This is a genomic window from Marinifilum breve, from assembly GCF_003202155.1.
Lineage (GTDB): Bacteria > Bacteroidota > Bacteroidia > Bacteroidales > Marinifilaceae > Marinifilum > Marinifilum breve.
Map to the genome: position 1 here is coordinate 11347 of NZ_QFLI01000003.1, position 23763 is coordinate 35109.

Below are 23763 nucleotides of genomic sequence, written 5' to 3' on the forward strand. Positions count from 1 at the left end.
CCTAACAGGTTTTCTTATGATTTTATTTTACAACCTCAACCCATTGACCTGGTTTGCGAGCATTAATGTTATTATCATACATTGCTTCACAAGAAATAGTTGGCAAATAATATTTACCTACATAAGCAGCAGTTAAAGCAATGGTAAATGTTTTGTCTTTGTATCTATCCAAATCAAAATAAGAGTAAACACGATCATCTCTGATGTCCTGATAATCCGGTATGTCATTTTCATTTACCTGATCTACCTCTCCAAATCGAGTATTCAGAATTTCCCAACCCGATGGGAAAATTTGTGTCAGAGCCATTTGCTCATATTTGTTTACGCTTGGATTTTCGATTGTCACCTCTGCTTTAAAATCTGTTCCTTGCTGCAATTTACTTACATCAATAACTTTACCCTGCATATCCTTGTATACAATTCTCAATTTCAGATTCTTCTCAACAGCAGTACTATCACCTGCAACAGGAATTCCGCCGGCAATTACTCTAGTGTAAAGCACTGCATCTGACAAGTTCTCAATTTTCACATTTGGTTTGCCAGATTTCACCTCTATTGGAATCTGTTTTACCGGACTATAACTTATCATCTCTTCCGTTTTACCATTTAAGGTGTAAGAGAATGACATTTGTCCTGGATTCTCACCTCCCGCAAATTCTGCCATAGCAACCAAACAGTAAGCTGTAGTTTGAGTACTCATCCAAGAATCAGCAGATAATTTTTTAGATATTTCCTGAACCAATGGGAAAGCTTTTGTTCTCTGTCCCAACAGACTTAAGGTTTCCAAAATCATAGCCTTATCACGCAGTGAAGAACCAAAACTACCCGAGTGCTCTCTGTATGATTTCACTTCAGTACTCAATCCTGAAATCAATTCTTCCGCAACTTCTTTTTTACCTATAATTCTGTAGGTTGCAGCTAATCGCCATTTTGCATCATTCGACAAATTGCTTTGCTCTCTTAATCTATTCATCGATGCCAAATCAGGTACATCTGCCAATGCCAAGGTATATAATCGATACGCCTGAAGCAGATCATTTCTTCGATAAGAATAACCTTCATAAGTAGATTTCTTCCATGATTTGGCAGCCGATTTTTGATACTTCAACCAGGATGATTTTAATCCGATAGGAAGCGTATATCCTTTCTCCTCTGCCATCAGCATAAAATGACCTGCATAACTTGTTCCCCAAGAACTTGCATAATTTCCTCCCGGCCAATAACTAAAACCACCATTTGCCATTTGAAACTTCAACAATCGGGTTAAGCCAGCACGAATATTCTCTTCAATTCTTACTTTTTGGTCTGCAGTTAATTCAACCACTCCATTCAGATACATTTGAGGGAATACCGATGAAGTAGTTTGTTCAATACATCCATGAGGGTAATCAATCAGGTATTCTAATCTACGACCAAAATCGATAGGAGGAATATTTGAAAGTTCTAAAACTGCCTTATTTGTTCCTTCCATTCCCGGCAAATCAACCGTCATTTCAAATGTTTTTCCATTGGTCAATAACGTATCAGTAACATTAACAACTCTTGGATTCGGATTACGAACATCCAACTCAATATCATATGTAGCTTTTAAATTACCGCTTTCAGCGACCACCTTTACTCTAGCAATACCAAGCTTAGGAGCAACTTTTAAATCAAAATTAACCACTTGCTCACCTGTTTTTTCAAATACAATGGCTTTCTCCTTACCATCCTGAGGAAGCAAGTATTCATTAGGCTGAATTCTAACTTTTACATCCTTCACCTTTGGGTCCATAGCAAAAACAGTAACTGGTAATTTCACGGTTTCATCCGGACCAACCACTCTTGGTAAGGTTGCCAATACCATTAATGGTTTACGAACCTTCGAGGTTTTCTGAGCATTTCCATAAGCACCTTTATTTCCTGCCACAACCATGGTTCTTACAGACCCCACATAATTTGGCATTTCAATTCTATGCTTTTTAGAATCTCCAGAATGTAAGGTAAATGGACCATAAAACATGACCACAGGCTTAAATCTATTTGCCTTGGCCTGCTTCTTGCCCTTCAAATCCTCATCACCACCAATGGCAAATGCATTCTCCAATCGAGCTCCGAATGCACCCATTACCAAGTCGAACATATCCCATGTTTTAACCCCAAGAGCCTCACGGGCATAGAATGTATACCAAGGGTTAGGAGTTTTGAATCGAGTTAAATCCAACAATCCATCATCAACAACAGCAATGGTATAAGTCATTGGTTTGCCATCTTTTTCCGATACATTCACCACAAATTCCTTCTCAGGTTCCAATACCTCTGGCATATCAATTTCTGGGTTCAATCGTGTAGCAGGATCTTCCACCATAATAGGAATTACACCATACATTCTGATTGGCAAATCATTCTCAACATTAGCATGTGGCTGAATCAAGCTTACATGCACGTAGGCATTTGGTGCCATATCGGGAGTAATATTAAAGCTAAACTTCGACTCTCGAGAATCGGTTTCGACCCAAAAAGCATCCAATACCTTAGCTCCAGTTTCAATACTCACCAATGCTTTTCCTGTTTTCGATGAAGGAATTGTAACTGTTGCTTCTTCTCCAACTTCATATTTGTCTTTATCCGAAACGAAGGAAAGCATATTAGCATTGCCTGGCATTCCTTCCGGTGATCTTCCATAATATTCCGAGAAGTAAGCCGTAGTTCCTGTTGAGTGACCACTCTCCTGATCAAATACCTGAATCAAATAACGTCCATAGTCTGTCCAATCATTGTATTCAATATTCAACTTGTAGGTAGCTTGTCCATTCTTAGTTGAAATGGTTTTATAATCAACAATGCGAGTAGATGATCTTCTGATATAGGATGCCAAATTTTCTTCGCTGGAATCCCACCACCAGCGCCAGTCAATCTTGTAAACCTTCACCACAATTTTCTTCCTATCTACAGGATTTCCTTCTGCATCAACAGTAGCAATTTTCAGTTCATGATCTGTATCTGTCAAGTACCATCCTCTTTTCGATTCCGGCATTTTCATCCCAACAAAAGAATTGTATGGTGCAAATTTCACTCTCTGCATATCGATACTAAAATCGCCACCTTCTTCAAATACTCGGGTAACAAAATTCGCATTCAACATTCCCGGAGCCGATTTGTTTCCTTTCAGATTAAGAGGAATCACAGCTTTCCCATTCTGATCCACCTTACCGTCGAACACTACTTGCTCATCGGCTTCAAACTCTTTAGCTGGATCATCGAAAATGTATGATTTGTACTTTTCAAATGATGTTTTGGTAGGCGAAAATTTAAGACTAACATTCGACTTTAAATTGCGTGCAGTAGCACCATGCAACCATTTCACCTCCATGTCAAGATTTTGACCTGAAGCTTTTGACTTCAAAATATCAGTTCCGAAATCCAAATTAATTTTCAAACGGTTTGGCTTTACCGTTTCAATTTTTACCCTTTTGGTAAAGCTTGCTCCACCAACTTTTACTCTTGCCATCCAGTTTCCTGTTGGAGCTTCAGCATCTGTTTCGCAGTTGAATGAATAAAATCCATTTACCCCACTTGTGCTCACTCTGTGCACCACAGTTTGTCCTTCCGGATTCAGCAATTCAAAGATTACCGGATGATTTTCAGGTAAAGTTTTTCCTGCATCTTCCAATACAAAAGTAAGGAACAACTTATCTCCCGGTCTCCAAACCCCACGCTCTCCATAAATAAATCCTTTAATACCCTTCTGAATTCTTGCTCCACCAACATCAAAATTACTTAAGGACAATGACGAACCATCATCAAGACGAAGGTATCCTCTTTGATTTCCTTTCTTCGCTACCAAAAGGAAAGGTTTTCTATCCAACTGCACAGTTGCGAATCCTTGGTTATCAGATTTCAATCTGGCCATTAATTGCTTCTGGTAATTGTAAACCTCTAATTCAACACCAGTTTCAGGTTGTGCTGTAAGCAGGTTAGTTACTGCAAAAGTGATTGATTTATTGTTTCCAGCCTTTGCAATTAAACCCAAATCAGAAGCAAATATATTGCGATTGATAAATCTTCCTGATCGATAATAAGAAACATGACAAGGATTTTCTCTTTCATTCCATCTGTATCCTCTTGGATAGTAGTAATCATCATACCAACCCGGCTTGTCCCATTCCTTCATTTCATTTTCCAACTCCTGCTCAGCAATCATTTCATCAACCGTTGCAAGATTGTCCTCTTTTTCTTCCTCATCTTCACACCCATACAATGAATAATCTTTTCTGAATCGAAGCTCCAATCGGTAGATTGCTCCAGGGTTCACATCAATAAAACTGGCAACATCAATGGTATGAGCATTCCACTTTCTTAGGTCAATGGCTTCATTTTTACCTAGGTCAATGCGCTTTTGTAAAACCAAACGCCCAACTCTTCTTAACCTTTCGTGTCCACCCATTCGGTTATCTTGCAAGAACTGGTGAACATTGTTTTCGAAAATTTCGATAACGCGTAAATCTACTGCCTTTAGGCTAACTGCCTCAAATGGCAAAATCAACCCTTGTGATGAAGGAGAAATAACTCCCTTACCCAACAAGCGAACAGCAGGTTTAATGTTTTCGAAAATCAACTCTAACTTCTTGCTCTTTTTTAGGGCGTAATCCAAAGCATTCTTGATACCTTCCTCAATTTCAATCGTCCTGCGTCCTGCCAATCTGTATTGCGGATATGCTCTTACTTCATTTCCATCAATAATAAATCTGAAAGTTGATTGAGCATCAATACGAATTAATCCTTTTAGGTTTTGATCTTTCTTTAAAGGGTCAGAAAAACGAAGAGAAACATATTGCTCCGGCTGCTGAATTACTGTGGCACTCATCAGTTTGAACACATTCAATGCTGGAATCTCAACCTCTTCTTTTCCTTTCTCATCAACAGCAATTCTATTTCCATCCCATCGAACTACCAACTCTCTTTTATCTTCGGTTCTTAACAAACTATCCACTACAAAATGGTGAATTTTACCATCACCAGTATGGGTCCAGCTAATTGGCTTCTCTTCACCATCCAAGCTTGCTGTTAGTACTGATTCTATTTCATCATCATTGATAATATCAGCAGTGGTAAGGTATCCTTTGTATTTCTGCGATTTCATATCGCTCTTGTCGTAGGACTGCAAGCCCTCACCAGTAAAGCTGAAACTTTGCTTAATTACCTGAAAGTTAAACTTCAAATTGTTATACTTCTCAGGCACTTCCATCAGTTTCCCGATTTTTACATTCACATTGTAAACTCCTCCGGATTTCATTCTAGAATCGGATCTAAACTCAATGGTTCTTGGATCTTTCCAATAAGCTTTACCACTCAACTTCGGAGTAACAGTAAAAATTCCCGCCTCTAATTCCTGTCCTGGTTCAATCGGATTTTTATAATCATTCACCAATCGAACTTCAACAATCGATTCTGCAGATACCACTCCCGAGGTAAATGCAGCAATATACTGTCCAAATCCAGGATCGACTTTTCTTTTGCTTACTTTTTTATTTTTACAGGAATTGACTGCCGTTAAGAGAATTAACGGCACAATCAGAAGGCAGAAAATTTTTCTCATCTTATAAATAGTTGGGATTGATAATTCAGCATAATATTAGTAATTGAAAATGATTAATCAAATAAAAAAGCAATCTTATTGTTATTAAAAAACACATTATAAAAATAGGCCGAACAGATTTCTCTATTCGGCCTTATTATATGCAAGTTAGCACTTGCTAAACTCTTTTAAGCTAACTATTTCTTTTTAATCTTCGTCAGCTCCATTTTACGAATACGAGCACGAACAGCTCCTTTGGTTCTTTTCAGTTTTATGGACATTTCCCCAACAGGCACACCATCAAAAAACAAGTTGATCAATTCATCATCATCTTGTCTGTTCCATGGATTATAAGCCTCTTTATGCTCCTTCTTAATCTTTCTGATTTTGTCGAAATCTTTCTGATCCATAGCTTACTTTTTAAATGATCGTTTCTTACCCGATCTTTTCTGTGCTCCCGATCTGCTTTGCGAACCTGATCTGCTTTGAGAACCAGATCTACTTTTTGTGTTAGACCTTCTTCTCCAATCCTTCTTGCCAGAACCATTTGATTTACCCGAACGCGATCGAGGTTTTTTCTTCTCCGTGTTCTTTTCTGTAGTCTTTTCCTCCTTTGGCAATTCTGGCATTTCCTCAGATGGGAAAGGATGATCCTTAATTACCGGAATAGTCTGCTTAATTAAACGCTGAATATCTTTTAAATATGGCAATTCATCCGGACTACAAAAAGATAAGGCCTCCCCACTTGCACTCGCTCTTCCCGTTCTACCAATTCTGTGCACGTATGATTCCGGAATGTTTGGCAAATCGTAATTCACTACCAATGCCAAACCAGCAACATCAATTCCACGTGCTGCAATATCAGTTGCAACCAACACCTTTGTTGTTCCTTCTTTAAAGTTATTCAGTGCCTTCTGTCTCGAATTCTGAGTTTTATTACCATGAATGGCCTCTGTATTAATATCGGCTTTTCTAAGAATTCGTGCAATTTTATCGGCACCATACTTGGTTCTCGAAAACACCAAAGTAGATCCCAACTCTCTTGATTTTAGTAAGTGCGTTAGCAGTTTCGACTTTTTACTCTTGCTGGTAAAATAGATAGACTGTTCAACCCTTTCTGCTGTAGTTTGCTGTGGCTGAATGGTAATCTTTTCAGGATTTCCCAAAATCTGTTTCGACAAGCTTACAATTTTAGGAGGCATGGTAGCCGAAAAGAACAGTGATTGTCTGCGCTTTGGCAATTGATCTATAATTCTTCGGATATCGTAAATGAATCCCATATCCAACATCTGATCGGCCTCATCCAACACAAAATACCTGATTTCTCGCAAAGAGATAAAGCCCTGATTAATCAAGTCCAACAATCTACCAGGAGTAGCTACCAATACATCAACACCATTGGCCAATGCGTCGGTTTGTGAACCTTGCTTTACCCCACCAAAAATTACAGTATTTTTGATATCTGTATTCTGACCATATTCGGTAAAACTATCACCAATTTGTATGGCCAACTCTCTTGTAGGAGTAACCACCAATGCTTTTATTTTACGCTTTACCTTCCCGTGTCCATCTTCCAACAAATTCTGAAGAATAGGAATGGCAAAAGCTGCCGTTTTCCCTGTTCCTGTTTGGGCACAGCCTAAAAGATCTCTTTTTTGTAATAAAACTGGTATTGCCTCCGCCTGAATCGGAGTGGGATTTGTATAACCTTTCGCCTCTATCGCTCTCAATATCGGTTCTACAATATCTAATTTGTCAAATGTCATATGCTTATAAAAATGAGCGGCAAAGGTAGTTTAATAGTTTGGATTAATAACATTTATCCAAAATCATTTCTATATCAAACCATTAGAAAATAGAAAAGCCGCAATTCCTTGCGGCTCTATATTATTACTGTTTACTGTTCACTGATAACTGATCATTGTTTCAATGTGGTTCCAATTGAAAACTCACCATCCACTGAATCCCAAATTTATCGGTAAGCATCCCGAAATACGATCCCCAGAAGGTTTTATCCATTGGCATGATTACATTTCCGCCTGCAGATAATCCTGCAAAAATACGATCTGCTTCCTCTGTTGAATCTGTATCAATTGATAACGAAAAATTATTTCCTGGAGTTGGAAGTGGACCGAATGCTTCTGAAGAATCACTACCCATTAGCACGGTTTCCTTACTTATAGGCAACGAAACATGCATAATCAGGTTCTTATCCTTTTCTGCCACTGGTGGACAATTATCCGAAGGAGGCATCTCTCCAAATCGAGCTACATGGGCAAACTCACCACCCAAAACCGATTTGTAAAATTCGAAAGCTTCCTCACAATTTCCGTTAAAATTAAGGTAAACGTTAAGTGTTGTCATGATTTATGTATTAAGATTTGTACTATTTTGTTTTTCAGTATGAATTGAAAAGTTCTACTGAAATTACAGAAGATTCACATGAATATCAAAAAAAGATTCCTTGGCTCCTGTAAATTTGCAATTTACAGGTATGGAGTATAGGATTTTTAATCCGTCATCTCAAAAGAGAATTAAAATTCTCAACGCCAGAATCCCTGATTGCAAATCAGGGATAGTAGACATTTTACTTCTTATAAGAATAATGACCAATAATGGTATACTTATTCAGCAAATCTTCCACCACCTGACCTGCTCCAATGTTGTGAACAAACAATGGTCTTTTCCCATCGCGAGACATCTGATCAATTACAATTCCAATATGAGTTATTCCACCACCCAGGTCCCAACAAACAATGTCACCAGGTAAGTAATCCTTTGGGTTTCTGGTTTTGTTTTTGATCATCCCTTTGCGCTCGAAAAAAGTCATCAAATTCGGTACTCTGCGGTGATCTATATTTTTATCGGTAGTTTTTAGTCCCCAGTTTTTAGGATACAGAGCAAAATTGGTCTTCATATCCTCATGCACTTCCTTTTGCAAATCGATTCCCAACAAGCGATAAGCACGAATCACCACATCTGTGCATACACCACGATCTGCCGGAACATCACCAATGGGGTAATCAATTGCAAAATACGATGGATCGTAAACCACATGTTGCTTGGTGAGTTCTTTTGCCGCATCAGACAACTTTTTATTAAACTCTTGCGCAAAGGTCGCAAGGGAAAATGATAGAATAAAAACACTTACAATTAATTTTCTCATATTTTTTTGTTTATCCCCTAGGGGGAAAGTTAAAATCATTTTGCTCCTGTAAATTTGCAATTTACAAGTTTGGAGTTTAGGATTTTTAATCCATCATTTAACCAAATGAATGAATATTCTTTACTCCTTAATCCCTGATTACAAATCAGGGGTAGCGAACAGCTAAACAATTTACTTAATCTACAGAACAATCTAAAATTTATTGCTAAATTAAAAGATGTAATTTCAACACCCAAACTCAAAATGCAAAGCCATGACTGACAAACAAGATTTGCAAAACTTACTGATAGAAATCAATAGCATCGACGAAGCAGATATCAAAAAACCTGCCATACCATTCGAAATTTACATTTATGAAGCAGAACGCTTATACACCAGGGCGAGTGAAGATTTACCAAAGCTAACTGCACTAAATATGCCTGCCAACTTGATTGACAATTTGCGTATGCGAACCAATGCACTAAGAAAAGCACAATTGAACTGGGTAGAATTAAATAACGATAAGAAAAAAGCAAATGCCGATTGGAAAGCTGCAAAACCAGAATTACTAAAGTTTCACAAAGAATTAATTCAAAGCTTTCAGTTTGCCTTTAGAAACAACGAAGTTGCCATGCAAAAATTATCAAAAATCAAGAAAGGTAAATCTATGGATGACATGCTGATGGATCTTTGTTCACTTTCTGTTTTGGGGAAGGACAATTCAAAACTGCTCGAAGCCATCAATTTCGATCTTTCTCTTCTCGATCGCGCAGCAGAAACATCTGAACGAATGGCTAAAGTAAAGGCAAATAAAAATGGCCGCTTGTACTTTCAGGATGATATGCTTGTAATCAGAAACAAAGCCTATACACTACTAAAAGAATGTGTTGATGAAGTGAGAAAATATGGACAGTTTGCTTTTGCTGATCAACCAAATATAGCACAAGCTTACGCAAGCAAGTACAGGAGAGAAAAGCAACGAGAATATTTAAACAAGAAAAAATTGGAAACATCCGATCATGAAACCAACACGACCACATATTAATTCAATTGACCCACATACCTTTTCATTCCTGCCACATATTCATTCTTAATGACCACATACAGATTTTAGCTCTCCACATACCATAAGTATTGCTCCACATAGGCACACAACTAATCCACATTATGTGGTGCAATTGAATTGATATGTGGTCGTAATAATATTATATGTGGCATTCTTAATTACCTATGTGGCTATCCTTATCACATATGTGGACACCTCCATTTTGTATGTGGTGATATTAATTCGATATGTGGATTTCTTATATTTTGTGCGGAGAAGAAAAAGCATCATGATATTAATATCATCAACATTTAAAACAATTAAATCTAAAAATTATTGATACCCTACAAGTCCCATTATACGGGCAAATCAAGAAGATACAAACAAAATCCACGATTCGATTAAATAAATTATGTTGCGATTAATTTGGATTTAAGAAATGATTATCTACTTTTACAGTGTACTAGTATGATATAACACTAAAATTCTTAAACCAATAAACAAATGATTAATATTCAAAAACTAAGTTTTTGTTACTCCAAAAGGAAGTCTTTGTATGAAGACCTAAACTTGGAGTCAAAAGCTGGAAGTATCATTGGCCTTTTGGGTAAAAATGGTGCAGGGAAATCTACCCTACTAAAGTTAATGGCAGGTTTGTTAAAACCACAAAATGGTAAAATGCTTATTATGGATCATGTACCATTTCAACGCAAGCCATCCTACCTTCAAGACGTGTATTTCGTACCCGAAGAGTTTTCTATAGCTTCAACAAGTATAAAGAGTTACCTGCAATCAATGGCTCCACTTTACCCTAATTTTGATCATGGCAAAATGAAGCAGGTATTGCTGGATTTTAAATTGGAGGAAAATCAGAATCTGGGCAAAATGTCGTACGGACAGAAAAAGAAGTTCCTTATTGCTTTTGCACTGTCTACCAATTGCAAACTTCTTTTGCTTGACGAGCCTACCAACGGCCTTGATATACCATCTAAAGCTTTATTCCGTAAAGTAATGGCCGGAGCACTTTCCGATGATCAATTGGTAATTATCTCGACCCACCAAGTTAAAGATGTGGACAACCTGATTGACCGTATTGTACTGGTGGATGATGGAAGAATTAAATTTAACAAATCTATAATATCGGTAACTGAAAAATATGCCTTCCACACAGTTTCGGAATTGAACGAGGGAGATTTCCTATACAGCGAAGTTGCACCAGGAGGTTATCGCGTGCTTACCTCTAAAAATGGAGTCGAAACTCCTTTAGATATTGAATTGTTGTTTAACGCCCTAACCAATGGCATAAATCTGGAAATACATGAATGATATATTTAATTTTTCGCGTTTTGTAAAATATGCCAAATCGCAATTATTGCTTCAGCGTAAATTACTTCTATTAACAAGTTCAGGAGGCTTTTTGGCTCTTTTCATATTCACATTATTATTTTTGGGTAGCAGTTTCAACTGGCGTGAACAGAATTGGACCGCATTGTTCATGACATCTGGTTTTATAATTGCAGCACTCATTACCGGTAATGCTTTTCCTTTTTTAAGAAATCAAAAAGCATGTCAAAATGCCCTAATGATACCAGCCTCTACCCTTGAAAAGTTTGTTTATGAATTTGCACTGAAAATAGTTGTATTCTCGATATTATATCCATTACTTTTTCAATTAATGGCAAGTATTGCAGTTCCATTAATCGAATTTATTCGACCTGATAGAACATATATCCCGTTTAGTTTTGATCCAATCATTAATCCTGGTGAAGAGTTCTACTTTACAGCTTTATTAATGGGATACCTATTTACCATATCGTTGGCTTTTGCAGGAGCAAGTGCCTTCAGACGATCTCCTTTGATTAAAACAGTTTTATTTGTAGGTATTATTATATTACTCATTATAGGATATCTATACTTTATATTTGAAGAACTACACCTTAACAATGGCGTAGAGTATGCCTTAACGAATACCTTTTCAGAGAAAAGTGAAGCTTTCTCATGGTTCTTTTTCTTCCTGGGTATATCATCATTAAGCTCTTTTACCTATGCCTTTTTTAAACTTAAAGAAAGGGAAGCGTGATGATGGAATTTAAAAGTTCAAAAGGGATATTTCAGCAGATAGCCGATAATTTGTGCGACCGCATATTGTCTGGTCAACTTAAAATCGGTGAAAAAGTACCTTCGGTTAGGGAACAAGCAGCAACTTTAGGAGTAAATCACAATACCATAATGCGAACCTATACCGAATTACAGCGTGCTGAAATTATCACCAATAAAAGAGGGGTTGGTTATTTTGTTGCTGAAAATGCGCAAGATCATATTCGAGAGATACGACGTAAAGAGTTCTTTGAACATACATTACCAGATTTTATTCATCAATTGGATATTCTTAAAATCACTAGTCAAGAAGTACCTCTCTTAATCTCAAAACTTAAAGAAAATGAAAATCAGTAAAATAATTTTTATCAGCTATTTCTCGGTTATTGGTATCTTCTTATTAGGTTTTTTAATAGTGGGATTCGCATTTAATAGCAAAGAAATCAACAAAAAAAACGTAGAAACAAAAACTCAAACCCTGGCTCAATTTAAACATGTAAGTATTGGTGAAGGCTGTAGAGTTTCCATACAAAACTATCAAGAATCAAAATTAACATACATAAGCTCAAAAGACTCTGTTCTAATAAAACCAGTTTATGAAATAAAAAATGACACTCTTTTTATAAACTCCACTAAAAATAACATGAGATATAGTGGTGTAGTATTATATTCAAATAATATCACTTCTATTACAGGAAAGAGTTGTGATGTTAATTTGAGAGAAATGAATCAAGAGGCTCTTGATATTAACACCTACAACACTAGAATTGACATTGATAGCAAAACCCGTATTAAAAAATATAATATATCTCTTAAGCAATCATCAAAACTTAACTGTTGGAACAATTTCAAAGGAGAAGAATTGCTATTCGATGCTGAAAAATCTACTTTAAATCTCAGATCTCAACATAGATTCAATAAAATTAAAGGAAAGGCAACAAATTATTCAAAATTACAATTGCCAGAAGCGAAGAGTTACGAATTGGATATGGATGACAATAGTACTCTTAAGATTTACTAAAAACAGATTCTAATAAAAACTCCCCATTCGAATTCGAATGGGGAGTTTTTTATTTCAATTAACTTGAACACAAGCAACAAATCATCACTTGCTTTAAATGATAATGACATCTTTTCTTTTCAGTAAAAACGGGCTTCCATATATATTGACTGCTCAAATAGCATCACCTCATAACAGTAAGTCTTTTCTACCACAGTGCTGCTTGTAAATAAATGAAACTTATTCTCTGACCAAATGTGGAATAAACAATTGAGTCTCCAGGTTTTCTTATTTCGATACTTCCATTTCTTTGGGGACATACACTTCGGCATTGAAATCCCATTAGCAGAAGTTAAAAATTACCAATTAGAGAAGGACAAGTATAGGATATTTAGTTTTATAAAAATGGCTTCAATAAAAATCTCCCTACTCATTACTGAACAGGGAGATTGCAATTAAAATAATTGTATGTAGTTGTTGTAAGCTAGCTATTACATGAAACCACCGCCACCTTGCGTTTCGCGATTATCTCTGCGCTTACGCTGCTTGGCTTTATTTTTACCACTACCAAATCGGTAAGAGAATCCTAAGTAAGCAGTTCTACTTTCCCAATGGAACTCCCCATTTTGACGGTATGGCACTTCCGAATCAAACTTGAACTTCATTCCTTCAAAAATGTCGTTCACTCTAAAGGTAATGGTACCTTTTCCTTTCAGCACACGGTAGCTTGCACCAGTATTAATCATCCACATCGGATCAACTTCGAACTGCAAGTCTTTTCCGCCACCACGATACATGGCAAACAACTGGAATCTTAACTTTTTGGTTGCAGTAAAGCTGTTGGCAACACGTACATTGAACGAATTGTTGGTAATCTCTAAATTCTCACCATTCGAAACCCCAGTTTCTTTCTGTATATACAAATCGGAACTTGCATTCATCGACCACCACTTGAAGAATCGGTAATTTGCCGATAACTCCACACCATAACGATCGTTATCATCGGTGTTATAGTATGACATTTCCACCTTTTCAATATCTTGTGGATCTTTATTCAATACTCGTGAAATGTTTCCGCTAACACGGCGGTAGAATACTCCGAATGTTGCCGATCCTTTCTTTAATCCTTTTGTGTAATTGAACTCAAACGAGTTGGTAAACTGAGGATCCAATTCTGGGTTTCCAAAAGAACTAATCAAAGGTGTACTCCACTCTCTAATAGGATTTACCTGTCTGATTGAAGGACGATCGACTCTTCGACTGTAGCTCAACTGAAATTGATTTCTCTCGCTTGGATTAAAAGTGAAGAATACCGAAGGATAAACCGTAAATCTGCTATCGGTATATTTAGCCTTCTCGTCGCCTTTGATAAAATCTCCATCTACTTCATACTGCTCCAATCTTGCACCTACTTGCATCGAGAATTTATCGATTTTGTGATTCAAATTCACATATCCTGAGTAGATACTTCTGTCGTAGCTAAAAGCCGAGTTATCAACCTTGGTATTGGTAAAATCAAATTGATCGGTTACTCGCAAGTTATCTGTATCATTCAGTCTTAACTCCAATCCCATTTCCAGTTTTGTATTTTCTGACAACGGATTTGTGTAATCTAAATTCAAAAGTGTATTGGTGTATTCATTTTCAATATTATCTGAGTAATTGGAATTGCGATCATCTGGATTTAGCAATTCTCTATAAGTTGCATCTTCAGGCGCATCACTCTCACTATAGGTAGCCTCAAACTCCAGGTTGTGCCCTTCTTTCTCAAAATCGATTTTATAGTTAATGTTGTAGGTTCCTGTTGAATTATCGGTTTTTGAATTCATCAAATTGTGGAAATCCAAACTATTACCTCTGTAAATCTTGGTTGTTCCTTCAAAATCACCATCGCGAAAGTTCTGAGTTGTGTAAAAAGAAAGTGTATTCTTTTCATTCAAATAAACATCAGCACCTACTTTTAATAAGTGAGAGTAATTTTCACTATCGAAATTAAATTTCTGAAAAAGATCATCCGATAAGATTGCCTGTCCATTTTCATCCAATGCACTTCTTAAAACATCACCATAGTTATTTCGTTTTCCTCCGTTTGCTCCATAGTTTAGGAAAAAGTTCACTTTTCCTTGCTTGTAATTCATATCGAACGAACCATTGGCACGTGTATTTTCACCTCTGGTTACACCCATATTTACATTGGCATTAAAACCAATATTGGCATTCTTGTTCAAAACAATATTAATAATACCACTCATTCCTTCGGGATTGTACTTTGCCGATGGATTGGTAATTAACTCGATACTTTTAATGGATGTTGAAGGTATCTGTTGCAACAATTGCGATGGACTGATATTAGTAGGTTTACCATCAACCAAAATTCTTACATTTTCGTTACCTCTTAGGCTAACAGCACCAGTCTGGCTGTTTACACTCACCGATTGTACATTATCCAACACCTCTGAAGCCGTTGCACCAGCAGCTGTAAGATCTTTCCCAACATTTACCACCTTACGGTCGATTTTCTGAGTAATGGTAGACAATTCTGCCCTAACCGTTACCTCTCCCAACATTTCCGTATCCTCTTCCAAATGAACAGTGCCCAATTTATGCGCCATTACTTTAGAAAAATCCAATTGTCTTTTATAGGGTTTGTATCCCATAAATTGTATCTCCACCAGGTTTTTCCCTTCAGGGATCTTCTTAATGGTGAACTTTCCATCAACATCGGTAATTCCACCTGTAAGAATTTTTTCGTTAGCATCGCGAATCACCACATTCACATATGGCAGTGGTTCTTTAGTTTTCTGATCTAATATTACACCCGTTAATGAACCGCTTTTTACTGTAGTTGTGATTTCATTTTCTGCAAAAACTGTAAAGCTAAACAGTAACAAAACAACTATTAGTAGTTTCTCTCTCATAATACTTTTTTAATTTGTTAGTGGGTTTAAAAATCAGACTACATCAAATCAATCATCACATCTACTTATTATTTACCCCAAGTTTCGTTTCGATATTTGTATTAAAACGCGTAGTCAGTTAGTAAATATGAACATCCTATTCAGACATTCTCCACAATACTATCAGAGATAATGCCAAAAAACACATCCTACACATTTTCTATCAGTTACATTAAAATGTTTTTATTTTAATGTTCGATATCGGACAAAATGATGTACGGTTTCAGTTAAGATATACAGCGATAATCCTTTAAAAACTATTTACCCTAAACTGAATTTTCTAAAGACATTTAGTGAGTCTATATTCGAAAGAATTACAACAAAAAAGGGTAGCAAATTGCTACCCATGTATTTTATTCCTGAGAATATCACAAAAATAAATCAGGCTCTTTTCTTTCTGAGCAATGCTTAAATAACATCTCTTTTATCTGTCCAATAAATGGGGTATCAAATATTCTTGCATCTTCCGGACATGATTTTACACATGCACAACACCAAATACATTCTTCAGCATTCGTTACCACTGATTCTTTAATATCTATTACTTTGACTGGACAAACATCTGCGCAAATTCCGCATAAAGAACAATTCTCTGATATGGTTCTAGGTGCCATTACTGCAGCATTAGGCACTTCCTTATAAGGATAATTACCAGGAACCTCAACCAGTTTTTCATCAGCACTCTTAATTTTCTCAACAATTCTATTGGCAAACTCTTTTGCTTTCATCATGTCTTTACCATCCGGACGATTGTGAGCAATTGGTTTATCTTCGCTCGAGTATGAATGCTCACCTATGAATGCAGCAGCAGCAATTGGCACAAAGCCTAATTCAATACTCAAGTCCTTTAGTTCAAGTAGTGCATCATCAAAATCCCTATTCCCATAAACAACTACCAAAATCACTGGTGCTTTATTCGCTTCACACATTCTTAATCGGGCAATTGCCTCTTTCGGCAAACGTCCTTTATATACAGGAAGTGCTATAAGCGTCAATTCATTGTCGAATCTCTTACTTTCTAAACTTGTAAAATCCGCTTTTGTAATATCAAATTCATTGATGACTTGAACACCTAATTCGTTTCCAATAGACTGGGCTATTTTTTTACTGGTGTGGGTTGGAGAAAAGTAGATTAGATTAATTGATGACATATTCACATTCACTTTATTGCATAAAAAAAGCACCAAGGTTTTTCAACCTTAGTGCTTGTATTCTGCGGAGAGAGAGGGATTCGAACCCCCGGTACGTTGCCGTACAATGGTTTTCAAGACCACCGCATTCGACCACTCTGCCATCTCTCCAAAATTTTGAGCGGGAAACGGGACTCAAACCCGCGACCCTCAGCTTGGAAGGCTGATGCTCTATCAACTGAGCTATTCCCGCAAGAATTATCTTCAAAGATTGAACGTTTTCAATCCGATTTGTGGGGAGAGCAGGATTCGAACCTACGAAGACGAAAGTCAGCGGAGTTACAGTCCGCCCCAGTTGGCCACTTTGGTATCTCCCCAATAATTTTCAATAAGTTGAGCGGGAAACGGGACTCAAACCCGCGACCCTCAGCTTGGAAGGCTGATGCTCTATCAACTGAGCTATTCCCGCAAGAATTTTTTTTCAAAGATTGAACGTTTTCAATCCGATTTTGTGGGGAGAGCAGGATTCGAACCTACGAAGACGAAAGTCAGCGGAGTTACAGTCCGCCCCAGTTGGCCACTTTGGTATCTCCCCAAAAGCAATCGCTATGTAAAAGAACTGTTGTTTGTTTCTCGATTGCGGTTGCAAATATAGGGGCTTTGGCAGAATATACAAGGGCTTCCAAGCTTTTTTTTGAAAAAATATTCAGTTTTTTATGTAAGTGTTTGATTTCCTAGCGAATATTTTTGTCATTTTTTTTTAATACTTTTTTCATGGGAATATTACACTACCTAAACAACTTCTTAAAGTCACAATATCAACATTTTATAGCATCATTCTTAACTTTACCTTTCAATAAGTAATATTCTAAAGTATTGAATGCTAAGCATCGGTGCATTTAGAGTTCTTTTAATGATTATATTCGATGATATACTTGTGAATCGATTAAAAAATAATCTTGAAGTTGATTTATTAATTTCATTTCCGAAATATTAGTAAGGCATGCAGAAAATTCTATTCATTGTAAATCCAATTGCAGGCAAAAAAGCAGGTAAAAATATCCATCAGGATATTATTCGATATCTAGATACCGATAAGTTTAAACCTCATTTTAAGTATTCAGAATATTCAGGACACATTTCAGAAATAGCAGAACATGGATTGAAAGAAAACTACAGGGCTATTATTGCAGTTGGCGGAGATGGCACGGTAAATGAAACGGGAAGGATTTTGATTCATTCCAATATCCCTATGGGAATAATTCCCATTGGATCGGGCAATGGACTCGCCAGGCATCTTAGAGTTCCCCTATCTGTAAAAGGTGCAGTAAGACTCATTAATAAGATGGATATCCTTCAGATGGATGCCATAAGAATAAACGGCATGTATTCATTTTGTGTAGCAGGAATAGGATTTGATGCTGAAGTCAGCCGAATGTTTCAGCAAATGAAAGCCAGAGGACTTTTCTCATATATTATAGCCTGCTTACGCTGTTTTAATCAAAGTAAAAACCAAAACTTCATTGTACGCACCAAACAGAAAGAACATCACTTAAATGGTTTCATGATGTGCTTTGCCAATGCAAATCAGTTTGGAAATAACGCCTACATTGCCCCTGGTGCAAATGTTTCAGATGGAATCATAGATCTGGTATTGGTTAAAAAGCCATATTACCTACAAATTCCATTATTTGCCTTTAAGACTTTTACAGGAACACTAGAAAATCACTCATTATATAATAGAATAAATGGAAGTGAATTTGAAATCACTCAAGAGAATGATTTTGCGCATTTAGATGGAGAACCGACAAAGGTAGGGACGAAGTTTACTGTAGCTATTGAAGAAAAAGCACTACCAGTAATTTGTTAAAACAAAAAAAACGGAAACCAATAAAGATTTCCGTTTTCGAATATTTTATAAAAGATGATTACTTCATCATTGCTTTCGCTCTTGTAATGTATTTTTCAATATCACGAGCTTCTGCTGATTTAGCAAAATCTTTCTCAATTTTTTCGTAAGCAGACAATGCTTTTTTGTACTCTCCCATCATTTCGTAAGCTAAACCAGCTTTTTGCAAGTAAATAGGAGTTGTAAAATCATTTGCATTGATTGTGCTTGCATCCATATAGTTCGAAGCAGCTTTAGCATTTTCGCCTAATTCCATAAAAGCATCACCAGCTGCAGCTTTAGCTAAAGAACTTAAAAGGAAATCATCTGAACTAAAAGATTTAAGATTATCAATCGCATTTTGATACTCACCAATTCTTAAATATGAAATACCAGCATAGTACTTAGAAAGATTACCAGCTGCAGTTGAACCAAATTCGTCAACAATTTCCAAAAATCCAGGATAGTTTTCGTCACCATTTAAAGCCAATTTAAATGAATCTTGTTCGAAATATCTTTGAGCCTGGAACAATTGATTCTGAGCTTTTTCTTCTAGAGGAGTTTTGTAATACTTTTGATAAGCAAAAATTGCAACAGCAACCAAAATAACAGCAAAAGCAATGCTAGTCAATTTCTTTTGGTTCTTCTCTATATATTGTTCAGTTTTACTTAACGCCTCTTCTAGATTCTCGAAATTATCCGCAGTTTCCGGATTGTTTTTGTTCTTCGACATACTCAAATAATTAATAGGTTTATTTTTTCTAACGCAAATGTAATTTTTTTTACCAAATATTAAGCATGATTAATATAAAAAATGAGAATAAATTAGAACTTAATTATTGCTTAGCTTTCGCTGATTTGAATTGATTTTATTTCGTAATTTTGCAGCGTTACCTTAAAGTTTTGCACATGCATCTTGAAAAACTATCTCTTATAAACTACAAAAACATACTTGAGCTGGAATTAAATTTTTCTCCAAAAATCAATTGTTTTATCGGCAATAATGGAATGGGAAAAACCAACCTTCTCGATGCAGTTTATTATTTAAGCTTCTGTAAAAGTTACTTTTCTTCTACTGATCAGCACAACATCAATCATGATGCTCAGTTCATGGTTTTAGAAGGAAATTATCAACGTAAAGACTTGGAAGAAGTAGTTTATTGCGGTGTAAAGCGTGGACAAAAGAAGAATTTCAAACGAAACAAAAAGGAATACAAAAAATTATCTGAGCATATTGGATTGCTTCCTATTGTTATGGTCTCTCCTGCCGATGGTCGATTAATTACTGATGGCAGCGAAGAACGCAGAAAGTACATGGATAGTGTAATATCGCAGTACGACAGAAAATACCTGGATGATCTGATTCGTTACAATCGAGTAATTCAACAGCGTAATAAATTATTGAAAGATTTTGGTTCAGGAACCAAATACGATGAAGACACTTTAAGTATTTGGGATGAGCAATTGGTGCATTTGGGTGCTGAAATCTATAAGAAGAGAAAAGATTTTCTGCACAAATTAATGCCAGTTTTCCAGGAATACTATTCTGTTATTTCCCAGGGAAACGAAATTGTGAGCTTGGAATATAAATCACAATTGCACGAACACGGGATGCGTGATTTATTGGATAACGCCCGTTGGAAAGATCAGGTAATGCAATATACAACGGTGGGAATTCATAAGGATGATTTAATTCTAAACCTAGGAAAGTTTCCTATTAAGAAAATGGGCTCTCAGGGACAAAAGAAGACTTATTTAATTGCCCTAAAATTGGCTCAGTTTGAGTTCATAAAACAAATTGCAGGCTTTACCCCTATCCTTTTATTAGATGATATTTTCGATAAGTTAGATTCAAATCGTGTTGAGCAAATTGTCCGTTTGGTTTCAGAAGAACGGTTTGGTCAAATTTTCATTTCTGATACCAATCGCGATCATTTGGATGAAATTTTATCAGGATCAGCTTTGGAATATCAGTTGTTTGCAATCGATAATGGCGCTATCATAAATACGGAATCATGAGAAGAAGCAACACTCAAAAAATAGATGAATTGATCAAGGAAGTTCTGAAAGAATCTAAACTTGATGTGAAATTAAAGGAATATGAGTTGGTAAATTCGTGGGAAAAAGTAATTGGTAAAACTGTAGCCAATGCAACTACCGACATCTACATTCGCAATCGTCGATTGTTTGTTGCAGTTCGCTCATCAGTAATCCGAAACGAACTCATGATCATACGAGATGGATTGGCAAAAGCACTAAATCGAGAAGTTCAGGCGAATATTATAGATGAAATTGTAGTGAGATAAAAAAAGCACATCAATAAGTTATTAATGTGCTTCCCGAATATTTTGATATAATTTAAATCACTTCAGTTGCCGAGAAATAAAATGCTCCTTCGATACAAGCATTCTCATCGCTATCCGAACCATGTACAGCATTTTTCGACATTGATTCAGCAAACTCTTTACGAATTGTACCCTCATCTGCTTCGGCAGGATTGGTTGCACCAATTAACTTTCTGAAAGCAGCCACAGCATCTTCCTTTTCCAAAATTGCAGCTACAATAGGACCTGAACTCATAAAGTCGGTCAATTCATCGTAAAACGGACGTTCCTTATGAACTTCGTAAAATTTCTTAGCTTGTTCCTTTGTAATTTGAGTGTATTTCATGGCTGCAATTCTAAAACCAGCTTCGTTAATTTTTGCAAGAATTGCTCCAATATGACCCGCTGCTACAGCATCAGGCTTAATCATTGTAAAAGTTCTATCGCTTCTCATTAATTTGTGTGTATAAGTTTAACCTAGGTATACAAAAATAATATTTCTGTCTAGGCATGCAATAAAATCGAACTATTTATTTGGATTAATTCTAGTTAATTTATCCAATAAACCTCAATTACATCTACAATTATTTTTTGATGATGAAATCTGCATCGCAATCTTTATCTTTACCCACTAATTTTTGAATCATCTTTACTCTTAAGAGAATGAATAATATAAAGAATAGAATTGATAGTGATTTGATTAAGAAGGCAGAAGTTCTGCTGGAAGAATCAAAACAAATTGCAATAATCCCACATTCTGGTCCTGATGGTGATGCCATTGGTTCATCCTTAGCCTTGTACCAGTACTTAAAGAAAAAAGGCAAAGAACCTAAAATAATTAGTCCCAGCGATTATCCAGTATTCTTAAACTGGTTACCTCAAAACTCAGAGGTTTTAATATTCCCTTCGAATAAGAAGAAAGCTAAGGATTATTTAAAATCATCCGATTTGGTATTTATTGTGGATCACAACTCATTTAAAAGATCAGGAGATTTGGAAAAAATTCTACAGGATTTACCTGCAAAGAAGATCATGATTGATCACCATCCGGAACCTGAACACATTGTTGATTTGATGTTTTCAGATACAGCAATGTGTGCTACTTGCGAGTTAATGTATGAATTTATCGAAGCACTTGGCGATGAAAACCTAATCGATACTCACATTGCAGAATGCCTATACACAGGAATCGTTACGGATACAGGAGGGTTAAGTTATAATTCATCTAATCCAAGGACCTACCAAATAGTAGGAGATTTATTGGCAAGAGGAATCGACAAGAGTAAAATTCACTCGAATGTATACGATAATTTCTCCACCGATAGAATGAAACTATTAGGCCACTGTTTGGATCAAGGACTTGAGGTCTTAAGCGAATATCAAACCGCAATTATCACTTTAACCAAAGACGATTTACTACGATTCAACTACAAAGATGGCGATACTGAAGGATTTGTGAATTATCCTCTTTCTATACAAGGAATGTTGGCATCAGTAATATTTATTGAAAAAGAGGATATGGTAAAAATCTCTTTCCGCTCGAAAGGAAACGTACCCATTAACGCTGTTGCTGCCGAACACTTTAATGGTGGAGGCCATATGAATGCTGCGGGTGGTCGCACTACCGACAAATTAAGCGAGGCAATTGCCAAGTTTAAAAAAGTATTACCTGACTTTTATAAAAGTCTTGACGTCTAATTTAGACAATAAAAAAGACCTGATGGTATGATATTTGTATTATTTAAGGCGACCATAGTCTTGTCTTACATAGTGGTTTTGTAAATTTTAGGGGATATTAAGACTAAGTCAAGAAATGATCCCGGTTTTAGGCGGTCGGGATTATGCCTAAATTTTTAACTATGATGTTCGCAGCGCAGGTTTTTACAATCTGCGCTGTTTTTATTTGAATTATTTTTCTCTGTGCAATAGGAAAATTGCCGGTTTCTTGTGTAAATCAATATCCATTCCTTTCCATGCTTTTACAGGAAGTGTTTTAATAAATTCACTCTCCATGGTAATATCAACAGCAATACACAGTTTTGTGCCACCACTGCAATTTGCAATTAAATCTTCCACCAATTTATTATTACGATAGGGTGCCTCAATAAAGATTTGTGTTTGATTTTCACTTAAAGACCTTGAATCCAACTGCTTTATTTTCTTTGCTCGTTCGTTGGCTTTAATTGGCAAATATCCGTTAAAGGCAAAGTTTTGTCCATTAAAACCTGATGCCATAAGCGACATTAAAATGGAAGATGGACCAACCAATGGCACAACCTGGATGTTTTTTTCGTGAGCCAATTTTACAACATCTGCTCCCGGATCGGCAACACCTGGACAACCCGCCTCCGAAATAATTCCAATATCAAAATCCTTTATCGCATTCAAATACCCTGATATTTCGCTTGGTGAACTGTGTTTGTTCAATTCATAAAAGCGAAGTTCATCAATATTAATCGAAGAATTTACCTTTTTAAGATACCTACGTGCTGTTCTAATATTTTCCACAATAAAATGCTTAATTGTCGGAATCAGCTCCTGAATATCCTGGGGAATTACTTGATTTATGGATGTATCTCCCAAAGTTGTTGGGATTAGGTATAACTTGCCTTTCATGATG

Annotated in this window: 19 protein-coding genes and 5 tRNA genes; 9 read left to right on the top strand and 15 right to left on the bottom strand. The window is 36.3% G+C overall.

Going from position 1 to position 23763, the window contains the following annotated elements:
* Nucleotides 1-22 precede the first annotated feature (22 nt).
* From DF185_RS07535 to DF185_RS07555, 5 genes are all read right to left on the bottom strand, one after another.
* On the bottom strand, nt 23-5578 hold the full coding sequence (locus DF185_RS07535) for an alpha-2-macroglobulin family protein (protein WP_110360152.1): 5556 nt from the start codon (nt 5576-5578) through the stop codon (nt 23-25).
* 176 nt (nt 5579-5754) lie between these two features.
* Entirely contained in the window at nt 5755-5967 is a 213-nt protein-coding gene (locus DF185_RS07540) for a hypothetical protein (RefSeq protein ID WP_110360153.1), read from the bottom strand.
* 3 nt (nt 5968-5970) lie between these two features.
* Complete coding sequence (locus DF185_RS07545; RefSeq protein WP_110360154.1) at nt 5971-7323, bottom strand: DEAD/DEAH box helicase; 1353 nt, start codon at nt 7321-7323, stop codon at nt 5971-5973.
* A 160-nt stretch (nt 7324-7483) separates the two neighbouring features.
* The gene (locus DF185_RS07550; RefSeq protein WP_110360155.1) at nt 7484-7921 is read right to left on the bottom strand and encodes a VOC family protein; all 438 of its coding nucleotides are present in this window, start codon (nt 7919-7921) and stop codon (nt 7484-7486) included.
* Nucleotides 7922-8144: 223 nt separating this feature from the next.
* Nucleotides 8145-8723, bottom strand: coding sequence for a DUF1287 domain-containing protein (locus DF185_RS07555; protein WP_110360594.1), 579 nt, complete (start codon nt 8721-8723; stop codon nt 8145-8147).
* A gap of 253 nt (nt 8724-8976) precedes the next feature.
* On the opposite strand from DF185_RS07555, the gene DF185_RS07560 reads away from it, so the two are divergent.
* The 5 genes from DF185_RS07560 (at nt 8977) to DF185_RS07580 (ending at nt 12865) form a co-directional block, all read left to right on the top strand.
* Nucleotides 8977-9747: a hypothetical protein gene (locus DF185_RS07560; RefSeq protein ID WP_110360156.1), complete on the top strand. Its 771-nt coding sequence runs from the start codon at nt 8977-8979 to the stop codon at nt 9745-9747.
* Nucleotides 9748-10251: 504 nt separating this feature from the next.
* Nucleotides 10252-11073 carry an ABC transporter ATP-binding protein gene (locus DF185_RS07565; protein ID WP_110360157.1) on the top strand — a complete coding sequence of 274 codons (822 nt, stop codon included), beginning with the start codon at nt 10252-10254 and terminating at the stop codon, nt 11071-11073.
* A complete protein-coding gene (locus DF185_RS07570) occupies nt 11066-11827 on the top strand; it encodes a hypothetical protein (RefSeq protein WP_110360158.1) in 762 nt (253 codons plus the stop codon). Before DF185_RS07565 ends, DF185_RS07570 begins: the two co-directional genes overlap by 8 nt.
* Nucleotides 11827-12201, top strand: coding sequence for a GntR family transcriptional regulator (locus tag DF185_RS07575; protein WP_207784605.1), 375 nt, complete (start codon nt 11827-11829; stop codon nt 12199-12201). Before DF185_RS07570 ends, DF185_RS07575 begins: the two co-directional genes overlap by 1 nt.
* Nucleotides 12188-12865 carry a hypothetical protein gene (locus DF185_RS07580; protein ID WP_110360159.1) on the top strand — a complete coding sequence of 226 codons (678 nt, stop codon included), beginning with the start codon at nt 12188-12190 and terminating at the stop codon, nt 12863-12865. The genes DF185_RS07575 and DF185_RS07580 overlap by 14 nt, the downstream gene beginning before the upstream one ends.
* 470 nt (nt 12866-13335) lie before the next feature.
* Here the strand turns inward: DF185_RS07580 and DF185_RS07590 are convergent, their stop codons facing one another.
* From DF185_RS07590 to DF185_RS07620, 7 genes are all read right to left on the bottom strand, one after another.
* Complete coding sequence (locus DF185_RS07590; RefSeq protein ID WP_110360161.1) at nt 13336-15762, bottom strand: TonB-dependent receptor domain-containing protein; 2427 nt, start codon at nt 15760-15762, stop codon at nt 13336-13338.
* A gap of 407 nt (nt 15763-16169) precedes the next feature.
* Entirely contained in the window at nt 16170-16952 is a 783-nt protein-coding gene (locus DF185_RS07595) for an EFR1 family ferrodoxin (RefSeq protein ID WP_207784606.1), read from the bottom strand.
* A gap of 65 nt (nt 16953-17017) precedes the next feature.
* Nucleotides 17018-17102: transfer RNA gene (locus tag DF185_RS07600), tRNA-Ser, on the bottom strand.
* A 9-nt stretch (nt 17103-17111) separates the two neighbouring features.
* Nucleotides 17112-17184: transfer RNA gene (locus DF185_RS07605), tRNA-Gly, on the bottom strand.
* A gap of 41 nt (nt 17185-17225) precedes the next feature.
* Nucleotides 17226-17308 (bottom strand) — tRNA-Tyr (locus tag DF185_RS07610).
* A gap of 19 nt (nt 17309-17327) precedes the next feature.
* Nucleotides 17328-17400: transfer RNA gene (locus DF185_RS07615), tRNA-Gly, on the bottom strand.
* A 43-nt stretch (nt 17401-17443) separates the two neighbouring features.
* Nucleotides 17444-17526: transfer RNA gene (locus DF185_RS07620), tRNA-Tyr, on the bottom strand.
* A gap of 408 nt (nt 17527-17934) precedes the next feature.
* Between DF185_RS07620 and DF185_RS07625 the strand changes: the two genes are divergently transcribed.
* Entirely contained in the window at nt 17935-18801 is an 867-nt protein-coding gene (locus DF185_RS07625; RefSeq protein ID WP_110360162.1) for a diacylglycerol/lipid kinase family protein, read from the top strand.
* A 58-nt stretch (nt 18802-18859) separates the two neighbouring features.
* On the opposite strand, the gene DF185_RS07630 is transcribed toward DF185_RS07625, so the two are convergent.
* The gene (locus DF185_RS07630) at nt 18860-19552 is read right to left on the bottom strand and encodes a tetratricopeptide repeat protein (protein WP_110360163.1); all 693 of its coding nucleotides are present in this window, start codon (nt 19550-19552) and stop codon (nt 18860-18862) included.
* A gap of 176 nt (nt 19553-19728) precedes the next feature.
* Between DF185_RS07630 and recF the strand changes: the two genes are divergently transcribed.
* Nucleotides 19729-20838 (top strand): DNA replication/repair protein RecF, encoded by a 1110-nt coding sequence (recF, locus tag DF185_RS07635; RefSeq protein WP_110360164.1) that lies wholly within the window; start codon nt 19729-19731, stop codon nt 20836-20838.
* Nucleotides 20835-21125 carry a DciA family protein gene (locus DF185_RS07640; protein ID WP_110360165.1) on the top strand — a complete coding sequence of 97 codons (291 nt, stop codon included), beginning with the start codon at nt 20835-20837 and terminating at the stop codon, nt 21123-21125. Before recF ends, DF185_RS07640 begins: the two co-directional genes overlap by 4 nt.
* A 52-nt stretch (nt 21126-21177) precedes the next feature.
* On the opposite strand, the gene DF185_RS07645 is transcribed toward DF185_RS07640, so the two are convergent.
* Nucleotides 21178-21597, bottom strand: coding sequence for a nucleoside-diphosphate kinase (locus DF185_RS07645; protein WP_110360166.1), 420 nt, complete (start codon nt 21595-21597; stop codon nt 21178-21180).
* 209 nt (nt 21598-21806) lie between these two features.
* On the opposite strand from DF185_RS07645, the gene DF185_RS07650 reads away from it, so the two are divergent.
* A complete protein-coding gene (locus DF185_RS07650) occupies nt 21807-22841 on the top strand; it encodes a DHH family phosphoesterase (RefSeq protein ID WP_110360167.1) in 1035 nt (344 codons plus the stop codon).
* A 210-nt stretch (nt 22842-23051) separates the two neighbouring features.
* Here DF185_RS07650 and DF185_RS07655 read toward each other — a convergent pair whose 3' ends face one another.
* The gene (locus DF185_RS07655) at nt 23052-23759 is read right to left on the bottom strand and encodes an SAM-dependent methyltransferase (RefSeq protein ID WP_110360168.1); all 708 of its coding nucleotides are present in this window, start codon (nt 23757-23759) and stop codon (nt 23052-23054) included.
* Between the last annotated feature and the right edge of the window lie 4 nt (nt 23760-23763).